Here is a 14,089-nt window from a genome sequence, read left to right as displayed (position 1 = left end):
ATGGGGACCCTGCCGAAGCGCCAGCGCGTGGGGGCGTACGCCGTCATCCTGCGCGACGACCGGATCCTGCTGAGCCGGCTGGCCCCGGTCGTCACCGCCGAGGAGCTGTGGACCCTGCCCGGCGGCGGCCTCGACCACGGCGAGGACCCCCGGGATGCGGTGATCCGCGAGATCCACGAGGAGACCGGGCTGCGGGCCGAGGTCGGCGAGACCGCCCGCGTCTACTCCGCCCATGTGCCCAGCGCCTGGCGCGACGGCCGGCGGATCGACGCGCACGCGCTGCGGATCGTCTACGACGGGTGGGTGCCGGTGGACGCCCCGGAGCCGCGGGTGGTCGAGGTGGACGGCTCCACCGCCGAGGCCGCGTGGCTCTCGGTGCGCGACGTGCTCGACGGCACCGTGCCGGTGGCCCCGATGGTCCTCGAGGCGCTGCGCGACCACCGGCCGTTCCGCAAGCAGCGGGTCGCGGCGTACGCGCTCGTGCTGCACGAGGACGAGGTCCTGCTCACCCGCATCTCGCCGCGCGGGCACCACGCCGGCTGGTGGACGCTGCCCGGCGGCGGCGTCGACCACGGGGAGTCGCCGCGTGAGGCGCTGGAGCGCGAGATGGAGGAGGAGTGCGGCGTCCCGTGCACGATCGGTGCGCTGCTCGACGTCCACGACGTGCACTTCAGCGGCACCGCGCCCAGCGGCCGGCACGAGGACTTCCACGCGGTGCACCTCGTCTTCGAGGCCACGGTCCCCGAGGACGCCGAGCCCCGGGTGGTGGAGCTCGACGGGACCACCGACGCGGTCGCCTGGGCGCCGATCGACGCGCTGGGCGGCGAGGACTGGCCGGTGCTCGACGTGGTCCGGGCGGCGCTGGACGCGCGTGCCGCCCGCCGCCGCGGAGCCCGCTGAGCCGCCCCCTATGGAGGCCGGCGTGACCCCGAGGGGCGGCCGGCCCGGGCGCGGGGTGGTCCGTGCCCATCCACCCCTCGGCGGCGGCGCCGGCGAGAACCTCGGCGACGGTTATCGTGTGCCCGTGGACGCGCCCGACGTTGTTGCCGAGCTCAGGGCCCGTGGGGTCGCCGACGTCGACGACTCGACGCTGACCCGGGCGCTCTACTCCTCCGACGCCTCGCTCTACCGCGTCGTCCCGCAGGCGGTCGCCCGCCCGCGGCACCGCGACGAGCTGCTCGCGATCCTCGACGTCGCCCGGAGCACGGGGGTGCCGGTCACCATGCGGGGGGCCGGCACGTCGATCGCCGGCAACGCGGTCGGCCCCGGCCTGGTCGTGGACACGCTGCGCCACCTCAACCGGGTCCTGGAGATCGACCCGGAGTCCCGCACCGCCCGCGTCCAGCCCGGGGTCGTGCACGCGGACCTGCAGCGCGCCGTGACGCCGCACGGGCTGCGGTTCGGTCCGGACCCGTCCACGCACACCCGCTGCACGATCGGCGGCATGATCGGCAACAACGCCTGCGGCTCCCGGGCCCTGGGCTACGGGCGGACCGCCGACAACGTCACCGGCCTGGACGTGGCCTTCGGGACCGGCGAGGTGGTCTCGACGGCCGGGACGGACGGCGCTCGGCCGACCAGAGGGGTGGCCGGGGACGCGCTCACCGCCCTGGTCGACCAGCACCTCGGCCACGTCCGCACCGGCTTCGGGCAGTTCTCCCGTCAGGTCAGCGGCTACTCCCTGGAGCACCTGCTGCCCGAGAACGGCCGCCGCCTCGACCGGTTCCTGGTCGGCTCCGAGGGCACCCTCGGGCTGGTCCTCGAGGCCACGGTCCGACTGGTGCCCGAGGAGGGCAACCGGCACCTGGTCGTGCTCGGCTACCCCTCGATGGCCGACGCCGCCGACGCCGTGCCCGCCCTGCTCGCGGCCACGCCCGGACGGCTGATCGCCTGCGAGGGCCTCGACGCCCGGATCGTCGACCTGGTCCGCGCCAAGGGCAGTGCCGTCCCGGACCTGCCGAAGGGCGCGGGCTGGCTGTTCGCCGAGGTCGCCGGCGAGGACGCCCCAGGGCTGGCCGAGCAGCTGGTCGCCGTCGCGGGGGCGCTGGAGCACCGGGTGGTCGCCGACGCCCGCGAGGCCGCGGCGCTGTGGCGGATCCGCGAGGACGGCGCCGGGCTCGCGGCCCGCAGCCTGCGCACCCCGGCGTACTCCGGCTGGGAGGACGCCGCCGTCCCGCCCGAGCACCTCGGCGCCTGGCTGCGCGACTTCGACGAGCTGCTGCGCGAGCACCAGCTCGACGGCGTGCCCTACGGCCACTTCGGCGACGGCTGCGTGCACGTGCGCATCGACTTCCCGTTCGAGCCCGGCCAGGACCGCGGGCGCACGGTCTTCAGGGACTTCCTCACCGCCTGCGCGCTGAAGCTGCGCGACCACGGCGGCTCGCTGTCCGGCGAGCACGGCGACGGCCGGGCGCGCTCGGAGCTGCTGCCGCTGATGTACGACGCGGAGTCGATCGCGCTCTTCGGCGCGGTCAAGGCGATCTGCGACCCCGCCGGCCTGCTCAACCCCGGCAACCTGGTGGATCCCGCACCGCTGGACGCGGACCTGCGGGCGGTCCGACCGCGCGCGTCGGTCGACTCCGCGCTGCGGTTCGTCCACGACGACGGCTCGATGGGCCGGGCCGTGCACCGCTGCACCGGCGTCGGCAAGTGCGTCGCCCCGAAGACCAACGGGGTGATGTGCCCGTCCTACCTGGCCACCCGCGAGGAGAAGGACTCCACCCGGGGCCGCTCCCGGGTGCTCCAGGAGGCGCTCGACGGGACCCTGGTGGGCGGGCTGGCCGACCCGGCCGTCGACGAGGCGCTCGACCTGTGCCTGGCCTGCAAGGGCTGCGCGTCGGACTGCCCGACCGGTGTCGACATGGCGACCTACAAGGCCGAGGCGCTGCACCAGAAGCACGACGTGCAGGGCGTGCGCCGCCCGCGCAGCCACTACCTGCTCGGCCGGCTCCCGCGGTGGGCCGCGCTCACCGCCCCGGTCGCGCCGGTGGCCAACGCGATGCTGCGGCTCGGCCCGGTCGCCCGGCTGGCGAAGGCCACCGCCGGGATCGACCAGCGGCGCTCGATCCCGTCGTTCGCCCCGACCACGCTGCGCCGCTCGGTCGCGAAGCAGGCTCGGGCGGCCCGGAGCGAGCCGGAGCGCACCCCCGGGGGCTCGACCCCCGACGTGTGGATCTGGGCGGACTCCTTCAGCGACCACTTCTTCCCGGACAACGGGCACGCCGCGCTGCGCTACCTCGACTCGGTGGGGGTGCGCGCCCGGGTGATCCCCGACGACGCCTGCTGCGGGCTGACCTGGATCACCACCGGCCAGCTCGACAAGGCCCGGGCGATGATGGAGCGCACGGTCGCCGCGCTCACGCCGTACCTCGACTCCGGGGTGCCGGTCGTCGGCCTCGAGCCCTCCTGCCTGGCCACGCTGCGTAGCGACGCCGCCGAGCTGACCGGTGTCGACCTCGGCGTGCTGACCTTCGCCGAGCTGGTCGAGCGGCTGGACCTGCCGCTGCCCGACCTCAGCGGCGTCCACGTGGTCGCGCAGCCGCACTGCCACCACGCCTCGGTGCTCGGCTGGGACGCCGACCAGCGGCTGCTGGAGAGGGCCGGCGCGCAGGTCACGAAGGTCGCCGGCTGTTGCGGCCTGGCCGGCAACTTCGGCATGGAGAAGGGGCACTACGAGGTGTCGGTGGCGATCGCCGAGACCCACCTGCTCCCGGCCGTGCGCGCCCACGCCGACGCGGTCGTGCTCGCTGACGGCATGTCCTGCCGGGTCCAGCTGGACGACCTCGCCGGCGTCCCCGCGATTCATCTGGCCGAGCTGCTCGCTCGTAGACTCGAGGCGTGAACCCGCGCCACCGTCGACTCGTGATCCCGGTGGCCCTGGTGGCCCTGCTGCTGATCGTCGTCGTGGCCGCGGTGGTCCAGCGGTGAGCGAACCGCTGCTCCGCGCGCTGAACCGGATGCGCGACCACCTGCTCGACCCCGACACCCTGGTCAAGGCGGTGGCCTCGGGCCGGCAGCGCGGCCAGCAGCCGCGCTGGAAGCGGGTCGAGCTGCGCTACGTCGACCTCAAGGCCGGCCTGCACCTGCAGGTCACGGCGTACGACGCCACCCAGGCGCACACCTCCAACCACCCGGCCGGCGACGAGGCCCGCACCGCCGTCGACGACCTGCTGGACCAGCCGTTCGGCAACTGGCACGTCGAGACCACCACCCAGAGCCACCAGCTGCGGGTCACCAAGAAGCTCGAGGCGGTCGTGCACACCACCGACCGGGACCCGACGGGCTCGACCACCGCGGACGGTGCCGTGGACCGGAGCCACGACAAGGCCAAGCGGCGGCTGCTGCCCGAGGACGACCCGGTGTTCCGGGCGCTCGGGCTCACCGACGCCCAGGGCCGGATGAAACCGTCACGGCAGGCGAAGTACCGGCAGGTGGAGGAGTTCCTCCGGCTGCTCGACGCCTCGATCACCGAGGCGATCGACAAGGGCCACCTGCGCCGGCCGACGCCGGAGGAGCCGCTGCGGATCGTCGACCTCGGCTGCGGCAACGCCTACCTGACCTTCTCCGCCCAGCGCTACCTCGCCCACGTGCGGGGGCTGCCGGTCCACCTCGTGGGCGTCGACGTCAAGGAGCAGTCGCGCGAGCACAACAGCGCCGTCGCGCGGGACCTCGGGGTCGACGCGGAGTTCGTGGTCGGCACCATCGCCGGGGCCCGGCTCGAGCAGCCGCCGGAGGTGGTGCTCGCGCTGCACGCCTGCGACACCGCCACCGACGAGGCGCTCGCGCGCGCCGTGGAGTGGCAGGCGCAGCTGGTGCTGGCGGCGCCGTGCTGCCACCACGACATCGCCGCCCAGCTGCGCAAGGCGCCCACGCCGGCGCCGTACGCCCTGCTCACCAGGCACGGCATCCTGCGGGAGCGCTTCGCGGACACCCTCACCGACGCGCTGCGCGCCTCGCTGATGCGGCTGCAGGGCTACCGCGTGGACGTGGTGCAGTTCGTGGAGAGCGAGCACACGCCGCGCAACACCATGCTGCGTGCGGTGCGCACCGGCGGCCCGGTCACCGGCGGCGGCGTCCGCAGGGAGTACGACGACCTGGTCGGCGCCTGGTCGTTGCGGCCGCGGCTGGCCCAGCTGCTGGAGCAGCCGCTGGCCCAGCCGCTGGAGGGTGGCGGTGCGTGACCGCTGGCTGGTCCTGGTCGCGGTCCTGCCGTTCCTGATGGGGGCGGGCTCCGCGCCCCACCACCCGGGGGTCACCGCGTTCACGTTCCGGGACCCGGCGATCGTCGAGTCCAGCGCCCTGGTCGTCGTCGACGGTGCGTTCGTCACCACCAACGACTCCGGTGACACCGGCCGGGTCTTCACCGTCGACCCGGCGACCGGGCGTACGACCGGGGTGACCCGCTGGTCCGCCGACCCGATCGACACCGAGGGGCTGGCGCCCGCGGGACACGGCGCGGTCTGGGTGGGCGACATCGGGGACAACACCGCCTCCCGCGACACCGTCCAGGTCGCCCGGGTGCCGGTCGGCCCGGGGGAGCGGACCGTGCACCCGCAGGTCTACGACCTCGCCTACCCCGACGGCGCGCACAACGCCGAGACGCTGCTCCGCGATCCCGCGAGCGGGCGGCTCTACGTCGCCACCAAGGGCGTCTTCGGCGGTGAGCTGTACGCCGCGCCCGATCGGCTGGACCCGACCCGGACCAACCGGCTGCGGCCGGTGGCCCCGGTGCTGGCGATCGCCACCGACGGCGCGTTCTTCCCCGACGGCCGGCACCTGATCCTGCGCGACTACGGCCGCGCGGTCGTCTACTCCTTCCCCGGTCTGGTCGAGGTCGGCTCGTTCACGCTGCCCGACCAGGACCAGGGCGAGGGGATCGCCGTCGACGGCGCGGGCCGGGTGTTCGTCAGCTCCGAGGGGCAGGCCGAGCCGGTGCTGCAGGTGCGGCTGCCGGCGCAGCTGCGCACCGCGTTGCGCCGTACCTCCCCGTCCGGGTCCTCGTCCGGGTCCTCGGGGCCGTCCGCCGCACCCAGCCCCGCCGCCGCCGACCGGGCGCAGGCGCCGGACCCGCGGCCCGAGGACCGGCCGGTGTGGCCGTGGTTCCTCACCGCCTGGCTGGTGCTCGGGGGCCTGGTGATGGTGACCGGCTGGATCGGCTCGAGGCGCCCCGGCGACTGACCCGGGGCCGGACGCCCGGCACTCCCGGCGGCCTGGCCGGGCGGTGGGTCAGCCACCTAATCCGGCGCGGGGTCGGTGGCCAGCTCACCGCTGGACCAGACAACGGGTTTGCTCGGGCAGCTCTCCGGCTACCTATGGCCCGTGCCGCACCTACGACGCACCTCACCGGACCAGCCGGGCTGGGGCCGCCGACGGGCGGGGCGCGGCTTCGTCTACCTCGACGAGGACGGCGGCCGACTGCCCGAGGAGCAGGTCGAGCGGATCCGGTCGCTGGTGATCCCGCCGGCGTGGACCGACGTGTGGATCTGCCCGTGGCCGAACGGCCACTTGCAGGCGGTCGGCACCGACGACGCCGGCCGGCGGCAGTACCTCTACCACCCCGACTGGCGGACCAGGCGGGACGCGGAGAAGTTCGAGCGGATGCGGAAGTTCGGCATGGCGCTGGCCAGGGCGCGCGAGCTGGTCGTCGCCGACCTCGGGCGCGAGGGGATGCCGATGGAGCGGGCCTGCGCGGCCGCCGTACGGCTCCTGGACCTCGGCTACTTCCGGATCGGCAACGACGTCTACGCCGAGGACAACGGCAGCTTCGGCCTGACCACGCTGGAGCGCCGGCACGTGCGCCGGCGCCAGGACCGGCTGGTGTTCACCTTCACCGGGAAGTCCGGGGTCGACCACCGCATCGAGATCGACGACGCCGCGGTGATCGAGGCGGTCGAGATCATGCGCCGGCGCCGAGGGCAGGACCTGCGGCTGCTGTCCTACAAGGAGCGCCGCTCGTGGCGGTCGGTGCTGCCGACGCTGGTCAACAAGTACGTCCGGGAGACCACCGGGATCGAGGCGACCGCCAAGGACTTCCGCACCTGGCACGCCACCGTCCTGGCGGCCGCCGCGCTGGCCAGCACCCCCGAGCACGGCGAGAGCAGGGCGTCGCGCAAGCGCGCGGTCTCGGGGGCGATGAAGGAGGTGTCGTCGTTCCTCGGCAACACCCCGGCGCTGGCCCGCAGCTCGTACGTCGACCCGCGCGTGATCGAGGCCTACGAGCGGGGCCGCACGATCAACGGCACCACCCGGCGCAGCTACAACAGCCCGGACGCCCGGCAGGCGGCCCTGGAGCGGGCCACGCTGCGGCTGCTCAAGGACTCGTGACCGGGCCGGCCGACCCGGCCGACCCGGCCGGCCGGCCCGGAGGGGGCGCGACGGGGGGCGGGGTGGAGGCTCGATCCGGGCGCGTACCCGGTGGGTTGTCGGCCCGTTCCCTCGCTTGGGGGGCGTTGCAACGGCCCTCAAGCGAGGGATTCCCCGGCTGGCCGGGGATTCCTGCAGCCCCCCGGGGCTCACCCGGCCGGCCGGAACACCCAGGCGGGCCGCAGGTACAGCTCGGTCAGCCCGAGCCGGCGCATGTTGTGCTGCGAGGGGTTGGGGTGGCCGGGCGACTCCGGCCAGGTCTCCGTCGAGACCCAGCGGCACCCCCGGGCGGCGCCCTCGCGGAGCCGGGCCGCCATCAGTGCGCCCTGGGCGCCGCGGCCGCGGGCCTCGGGCAGGGTCGCCGCGCCGCTGAGCGTGGCCACGTCGCCGTGCACGAACAGGTTGGCCACCGCGACCAGCCGGTCGCCGTCCCACGCGCCGACGGTCCACCAGTCCCCGTCGTACGACGGGGCCTCGGCGAACCACGCCTCCATCGCCGGGTCCTCGGGCATCTCGAACCCGGTCCGGATGATCCGGGCGTACTCCGCCGCGTGCTCGGGCCGCACCGGGCGGACGTCGAGGTCGGTGCGGCCCGGCAGCGTCGCGGGCAGCGGCCCGAAGAACTTCACGAACGCGGTCCCGGGGGTGAGGCCGCGCTCCTCGAGCAGCCGGGCGTGGTGCGCCGGCTCGGCGTGCGGGGCGACCTGGAAGGCCAGCGCCGGCACGCCGTGGGTCGTGGCCCGCGCCAGCACCTCCTCGATGAGCTCGCCGGTCAGCGGCTCGGTGATCCCGAGCCCGACGGCCTTGTTCCAGTAGCCGCCGGTGGGGTCCTCGCGGACCAGCGTCAGCACGCCGCCACCGAGCCGGAGCGCGTCCATGCCGAGCGCCTCGCGCGCGGTGGCGGAGGCGTCGGCGTTGAAGCGGTACATGAACTCGGCCTCGGCCAGCTCGGCCCGCACACCCCAGAGGTGGTCGGTCACCGTCCCAGCATCGCCCGCCGGCCGGGTGGGGCGCCAGGGTCCGGGCGGGCACAATCGGGCCCATGGAGATCACCGTCGTCCACGGCGACATCACCCGTCAGCAGGTCGACGCGGTCGTCAACGCCGCCAACCGGGGCATGCGTGGCGGCGGTGGGGTCGACGGCGCCATCCACGCGGCCGGCGGCCCGGCGGTGCTGGCCGACTGCGTCGCGCGGTTCCCGCACGGTCTGGCCACGGGGGACGCCGGCTGGACCACCGCGGGCGACCTGCCGGCCCGCTGGGTGATCCACGTGGTCGGACCCGACCACCGCTCGGGCCAGACCGACCGCTCGCTGCTGACCTCCTGCTACGCACGCGCCCTGGCGGTCGCCGACGAGCTGGGCGCGGGCAGCGTCGCGTTCCCGCTGGTGAGCGCCGGCATCTACGGCTGGCCGAAGCACGACGCGGTCGCCGCGGCGATCGAGACGCTGGCGGCCGCCGAGACCGCGGTGGCCGAGGCGCGGATGGTCGCCTTCGACCGCGGCACCTACCAGCTGATCGCTCAGAGCCTCTCGACCACGTAGTCGATGCACGCGGTGAGGGCCTCCACGTCGGCCGGGTCGACCGCGGGGTACATCGCGATCCGCAGCTGGTTGCGCCCCAGCTTGCGGTAGGGCTCGGTGTCGACGATCCCGTTGGCCCGCAGGTGCGCGGCCACGGCGTCGGCGTCGACCGCGTCGTCGAAGTCGATGGTGCCGATCACCAGCGAGCGGTGGCCGGGGTCGGCGACGTACGGCGTCGTGTACGCCGTCTTCTCGGCCCAGCCGTAGAGGATGTCGGAGGAGGCGGTGGTGCGTTCGACCATCCCGGCCAGGCCACCGGAGGCGTTCATCCAGTCCAGCTGCTCGGCCATCAGGAACAAGGTGGCCACCGCGGGGGTGTTGTAGGTCTGGTTCTTGCGCGAGTTGTCGATCGCGGTCGGCAGGTCGAAGAACGCCGGGACGTGCCGTCCGCTCGCGGCGATCTCGGCGGCCCGGTCCAGCGCGGCGGGGGAGAAGGTCGCCAGCCACAGCCCGCCGTCGGAGGCGAAGCACTTCTGCGGGGCGAAGTAGTAGACGTCGGTCTCGGCCAGGTCGACCGGCAGCCCCCCGGCGCCCGAGGTGGCGTCGATCAGCACCAGCGCGTCCGCCGCGCTGGTGCCCGCCGGGCGGGCCACCGGCGCCATCACCGCGGTCGAGGTCTCGTTGTGCGCCCAGGCGTAGGCGTCGACGCCCTCCTCGGCGACCGCCGCCGGGAGCGAGCCGGGCTCGGCGGCGATCACCGTGGGGTCGCCCAGCCACGGCGCGGCGGCCGCGGCCTTCGCGAACTTCGAGGTGAACTCGCCGAAGGACAGGTGCTGGCTGCGCGCCCGGATCAGCCCGAACGTGGCCACGTCCCAGAACGCCGTGGAGCCGCCGTTGCCGAGCACGACCTCGTAGCCCGCGGGCAGGTCGAACAGGTCGGCCAGGCCCTCGCGGACCCGGCCGACCAGGCCGCGCACGGGGGCCTGCCGGTGCGAGGTGCCCATCAGGCGGGTGCCGGTGGCGGCCAGCGCGTCGAGGTGGCTGGTCTGGATCTTCGAGGGCCCGGCACCGAAGCGGCCGTCCGCGGGGCGCAGGTCGGCGGGGATCTCGAGGCCCGTCGCGGGGCGAGGCTGGGCGGCGTCGGTCATGAACTGCCTTCCGAAAGGGTGGGAGTCGCTCCCTGACCACGCTGTCAGGAGACCTATTGTGTCACCGACCACGGTGACCGCTCTCGAGGAGTCCGCATGTCCAACAACCCCGGTCTCGTCGGCCAGGCCCGCTACCGCAACGCGTTCCGGGCCGCCGGCGCGGTCCTGCTGATCGTCGGGATCGTGGTCTTCGGCTACGGGATCGTCTCCGTCTTCGGCTCCGACGGCTTCCCGGGCGGGTGGCGGATCGCCTGCTTCATCGGCGGGCTGCCGCTGATCGGCTTCGGCATGATGCTGCTGCAGGCCGGCTTCCTGGGCGCGGCCGCCCGCTACGGCGCCGGCGAGACGATGCCGGTGGTCCGGGACAGCGCGTCGTACCTCACCGACGGCCAGGGCATCCTCGGCGTCGGCCGCACCGTCGACGACGGTGCCGTGCGGGCCGCGGGCGGGTCCGGGCCGTACTGCCGGGCCTGCGGGGTGCGCAACGACGCCGACGCGCGGTTCTGCGACGGGTGCGGGGCCTCGCTTGCCTGACCCGTCGTCCCCCGGGGGCCCGGGCCTCGAGATCCGGCGGGTCGGCTACGGCCAGCCCGACGCGATGCGGCTGATCGAGGAGGTGCAGGCCGAGTACGTCGTGCGCTACGGCGGCCGGGACGACACCCCGCTGGACCCGGTGATGTTCGAGCCCCCGCGGGGGAGCTTCTACGTCGCCTACCTCGACGGGGACGCGGTGGCCAGCGGCGCGTGGCGGCGGACCGACGTGGAGGTGTTCGGCACCCGCGAGACCGCCGAGGTCAAGCGGATGTACGTCGTGCCGCGGGCCCGCGGCCGTGGGGTCGCGCGCCGGCTGCTGGCCCACCTCGAGGCGACCGCGGCCCGGGCCGGGGCGCGGGCGCTGGTGCTGGAGACCGGCACCCGGCAACCCGAGGCGATGGCGCTCTACGAGAGCTCGGGGTACACGCCGGTGCCCGGGTTCGGCTACTACCGGGACGCGCCGCTCTCCCGCTGCTTCGGCAAGGCGCTGCCCGCGGTGGTCCCGGCCCCCGGCCCGTCCCGCTGAGCCCGCTGGTCGGCCCGCCCGGCCAGGACGCTGGTGGTGACGGTCACCGCAAGGATGCCGAGGATGACCGCCAGCGAGGCGAGCGTCGGGATCTCGGGCACCGCCGGCCACTGCAGGTGGGCCCAGTGCAGGGCCAGCTTGGCGCCGATGAAGACCAGGATCGCGGCCATGCCGTAGCCGAGGTGCTGGAGCCGCTCGAGGGCGCCGGCGAGCACGAAGAAGAGCGCCCGCAGGCCCAGCAGCGCGAACGCGTTGGTCGCGAACACCAGGTAGGGGTCGCCGGTGATCCCGTAGACGGCCGGCACCGAGTCGATCGCGAAGACCAGGTCGGTGGCCAGCAGCACGATCACCACCAGGCCGAGCGGGGTGAGGGCGCGCCGGGCCGTCCCGGCGGCGCCCCGGCGGGCGGTGAGCCGCGGCCCGTCGTACTCCCCGGTGACGGGCACCAGCCGGCGGACCAGGCGCACCACGCGCAGGCGGTCGACGTCGACCGCGTGGCCGGCGCCGGTCCGGGCGTCGCGCAGCAGCTTCACGCCGGTCACCGCCAGCACCAGCCCGAAGACCAGGAAGACCCAGTCGAAGGCCTCCAGCGCGACGGCGCCGAGCGCGATGAACACCGCGCGCAGCAGCAGGGCGCCGACGATGCCGTAGAGCAGCACCCGCTGCTGCAGCGGCCGGGGCACGGCGAACGCCGCGAGCAGCAGCATGAACACGAACAGGTTGTCGACGCTCAGCGACTTCTCGACGAGGTAGCCGGTGAGGTACTCCACGCCGCGGTCGCTCCCGTGCTGCCACCACACCCAGCCGCCGAAGGCGAGCGGGAGGGCGACGTAGAACGCGGACCAGGCGAGCGCCTCGCGCATGCGGACCGTGTGCGGACGACGGGTCAGCGCGAAGTCCAGCGCGAGCAGGGCGAGGACGAGGCCGATCGTGACGGCCCAGAGGGTGGGGGAGGCGATGCTCGACATGAGTTCCTCGGACGGGTGCGGTGTCCGAGGTCTCCCTCGACCGGCGGCTCGGCCGGTGGGCACCCGGGACGGTCGCGGGACCGACGTACTGACCGGGTGACGCTTGGGTGAGGTACTCCCCTCGTGTTCCTCAGTGTAATAGCCCTTTTCAAGAACCGGCTCCGGTGACGGCGGGGGCGACCTACCCTCGTGCGGTGTCTCGGACCCTCTCCGCCCTCGCCCTGCACCTCCTCGTGGTCGTGCTGCTGGGCCTCGCGCTCGCGCCGGCCGCCTCGGCGGGCACGCCGATCGAGGACCTCGCCGGCTACCACCCCCAGCGCCACTGCCACCCCGAGGCCAAGCCCGGGACGACGTTCCTCGGGCATCGGCTGGTCCGCCGCTTCGGCGGCGGGTTCGGCCCGATCGCCCGTCCGTGCCGGGTCGGTGGCACCTCCGAGCACAAGGAGGGCCGGGCCTTCGACTGGCTGCTGGACGCCTCGGTGAAGGCCGACAAGGAGCGGGCCCAGGAGTTCCTCGACTGGGTGCTGGCCACCGACCGGCACGGGAACCCGGACGCCCGGGCCCGCCGGATGGGGATCATGTACGTGATCTGGAACGACCACATGTACCCCGCGTGGACCGGCTTCCGGCGCGAGCCCTACCTGAGTGCGAGCTGCCCGTCGCGCAAGGAGTGCAGCACCACGTTGCGCCACCGCGACCACCTGCACATCTCGCTGTCCCGCAGGGGCGGCAAGGGGCTCACCAGCTGGTTCGTGCGGCGCTCGGTGGTCGACTAGCGAGCCGGCGTCGGTGGTCGAGTGTCGACGGCTGGCTGCTCCGACTGCGGAGCGCGGTCAGCCGGCCCACTCGTCGCGCCAGCCGTCGACCTCGTCGGCCTTGCGCTGGGACGGACCGACGTAGACCGCGGAGGGGCGGATCAGCCGGCCGGTGCGCTTCTGCTCGAGGATGTGGGCCGACCAGCCGCCGGTGCGGGCGCAGGTGAACATCGAGGTGAACATGTTGGCGGGCACCTCGGCGAAGTCGAGCACGATCGCGGCCCAGAACTCGACGTTGGTCTCGAGCACCCGGTCGGGGCGGCGCTCGCGGAGCTCGGCCAGCGCGGCCTTCTCCAGCGCCTCGGCGACCTCGTAGCGCGGAGCGTTGAGCTCGCGGGCGGTGCGTCGCAGCACCCGGGCGCGCGGGTCCTCGGCGCGGTAGACGCGGTGGCCGAAGCCCATCAGCCGTTCGCCGGAGTCGAGCAGGCCCTTGACGTACGCCGCGGCGTCGCCGGTCCGCTCCACCTCCTCGATCATGCCGAGCACCCGCGAGGGCGCGCCGCCGTGCAGCGGGCCGCTCATCGCGCCGATCGCGCCGGAGAAGGCCGCCGCGACGTCGGCGCCGGTGCTGGTGATGACCCGGGCGGTGAACGTGGAGGCGTTCATGCCGTGCTCGGCGGCGCTGCTCCAGTAGGCGTCGATCGCCTTGACGTGCTTGGGGTCGGCCTCACCCTTCCAGCGGATCAGGAACTTCTCCGCGAGGGTCACGCCCTCGTCGACCTGGGTCTGCGGCACCACCGGCATGTGCAGCCCGCGGGCCGACTGCGCGGCGTAGGAGAGCACCATCACCGCCAGCCGACCGATGTCCTCGCGGGCCTGCTCGTCGCTGATGTCGTAGGTCTGGCGGAACCCGAACGCCGGCGCCAGCATCGCCACCGCCGCCTGCACGTCCACGCGCACGTCACCGGTGTGCACCGGCAGGTTGAACGGCTCGGCCGGCGCCAGGCCCGGGGTGTAGGCGCCGTCGATCAGCAGGCCCCAGACGTTCTCGAACGGGACGCGACCCACGATGTCCTCGATGTCGACCCCGCGGTAGCGCAGCGCGGAGCCCTCCTTGTCGGGCTCGGCGATCTCCGTCTCGAACGCAACGACACCTTCGAGTCCGTGGTGTACCTCGGTCATCGGTCCGCGACTCCTCTGCTCGGCCGGGTGGGGCAACGGCGCCCGCGGCGCCGGCTGCATTCTGCCCCGCCGTGGTGCGTGGGGCTAGGGAG

The 14,089-nt window shown here is 74.4% G+C and carries 13 protein-coding genes; 9 read left to right on the top strand and 4 right to left on the bottom strand.

Annotated elements, in window-relative coordinates; genetic code table 11:
- The 5 genes from BJZ21_RS17345 to BJZ21_RS17325 all read left to right on the top strand — a co-directional run bounded on the left by BJZ21_RS17345 (position 1) and on the right by BJZ21_RS17325 (position 7,323).
- Positions 1–900: an NUDIX hydrolase gene (locus BJZ21_RS17345; RefSeq protein ID WP_179664897.1), complete on the top strand. Its 900-nt coding sequence runs from the start codon at positions 1–3 to the stop codon at positions 898–900.
- A gap of 118 nt (positions 901–1,018) precedes the next feature.
- Positions 1,019–3,841 (top strand): FAD-binding and (Fe-S)-binding domain-containing protein, encoded by a 2,823-nt coding sequence (locus BJZ21_RS17340; protein WP_425490540.1) that lies wholly within the window; start codon positions 1,019–1,021, stop codon positions 3,839–3,841.
- A gap of 82 nt (positions 3,842–3,923) precedes the next feature.
- Positions 3,924–5,180 carry a methyltransferase gene (locus BJZ21_RS17335; protein WP_343052196.1) on the top strand — a complete coding sequence of 419 codons (1,257 nt, stop codon included), beginning with the start codon at positions 3,924–3,926 and terminating at the stop codon, positions 5,178–5,180.
- A complete protein-coding gene (locus tag BJZ21_RS17330; protein WP_179664893.1) occupies positions 5,173–6,177 on the top strand; it encodes an SdiA-regulated/phytase-like domain-containing protein in 1,005 nt (334 codons plus the stop codon). Before BJZ21_RS17335 ends, BJZ21_RS17330 begins: the two co-directional genes overlap by 8 nt.
- A 141-nt stretch (positions 6,178–6,318) precedes the next feature.
- Positions 6,319–7,323: a DNA topoisomerase IB gene (locus BJZ21_RS17325; protein WP_179664892.1), complete on the top strand. Its 1,005-nt coding sequence runs from the start codon at positions 6,319–6,321 to the stop codon at positions 7,321–7,323.
- A gap of 188 nt (positions 7,324–7,511) precedes the next feature.
- Here the strand turns inward: BJZ21_RS17325 and BJZ21_RS17320 are convergent, their stop codons facing one another.
- Positions 7,512–8,342, bottom strand: a complete 831-nt coding sequence (locus BJZ21_RS17320; protein ID WP_179664891.1) for a GNAT family N-acetyltransferase — start codon at positions 8,340–8,342, stop codon at positions 7,512–7,514.
- 62 nt (positions 8,343–8,404) lie between these two features.
- Between BJZ21_RS17320 and BJZ21_RS17315 the strand changes: the two genes are divergently transcribed.
- Entirely contained in the window at positions 8,405–8,905 is a 501-nt protein-coding gene (locus BJZ21_RS17315; RefSeq protein WP_179664890.1) for a macro domain-containing protein, read from the top strand.
- On the opposite strand, the gene serC is transcribed toward BJZ21_RS17315, so the two are convergent.
- Positions 8,884–10,032 carry a phosphoserine transaminase gene (gene serC, locus BJZ21_RS17310; RefSeq protein WP_179664889.1) on the bottom strand — a complete coding sequence of 383 codons (1,149 nt, stop codon included), beginning with the start codon at positions 10,030–10,032 and terminating at the stop codon, positions 8,884–8,886. The genes BJZ21_RS17315 and serC overlap by 22 nt on opposite strands.
- A 96-nt stretch (positions 10,033–10,128) precedes the next feature.
- On the opposite strand from serC, the gene BJZ21_RS17305 reads away from it, so the two are divergent.
- Both BJZ21_RS17305 and BJZ21_RS21530 read left to right on the top strand, forming a co-directional pair.
- Entirely contained in the window at positions 10,129–10,566 is a 438-nt protein-coding gene (locus BJZ21_RS17305) for a zinc ribbon domain-containing protein (protein WP_179664888.1), read from the top strand.
- Positions 10,559–11,092: a GNAT family N-acetyltransferase gene (locus tag BJZ21_RS21530; protein WP_281380846.1), complete on the top strand. Its 534-nt coding sequence runs from the start codon at positions 10,559–10,561 to the stop codon at positions 11,090–11,092. Before BJZ21_RS17305 ends, BJZ21_RS21530 begins: the two co-directional genes overlap by 8 nt.
- On the opposite strand, the gene BJZ21_RS17295 is transcribed toward BJZ21_RS21530, so the two are convergent.
- Positions 11,014–12,060 carry a TerC/Alx family metal homeostasis membrane protein gene (locus BJZ21_RS17295; RefSeq protein ID WP_179664887.1) on the bottom strand — a complete coding sequence of 349 codons (1,047 nt, stop codon included), beginning with the start codon at positions 12,058–12,060 and terminating at the stop codon, positions 11,014–11,016. The genes BJZ21_RS21530 and BJZ21_RS17295 overlap by 79 nt on opposite strands.
- 194 nt (positions 12,061–12,254) lie before the next feature.
- On the opposite strand from BJZ21_RS17295, the gene BJZ21_RS17290 reads away from it, so the two are divergent.
- A complete protein-coding gene (locus BJZ21_RS17290; RefSeq protein WP_179664886.1) occupies positions 12,255–12,836 on the top strand; it encodes a VldE C-terminal domain-containing protein in 582 nt (193 codons plus the stop codon).
- Positions 12,837–12,893: 57 nt separating this feature from the next.
- On the opposite strand, the gene BJZ21_RS17285 is transcribed toward BJZ21_RS17290, so the two are convergent.
- Positions 12,894–13,997, bottom strand: a complete 1,104-nt coding sequence (locus tag BJZ21_RS17285) for a citrate synthase 2 (protein WP_179664885.1) — start codon at positions 13,995–13,997, stop codon at positions 12,894–12,896.
- Between the last annotated feature and the right edge of the window lie 92 nt (positions 13,998–14,089).

Origin of the sequence: Nocardioides panaciterrulae (assembly GCF_013409645.1) — a bacterium.
Classification (GTDB): domain Bacteria; phylum Actinomycetota; class Actinomycetes; order Propionibacteriales; family Nocardioidaceae; genus Nocardioides; species Nocardioides panaciterrulae.
This window is presented reverse-complemented; position numbering and strand designations above follow the sequence as displayed.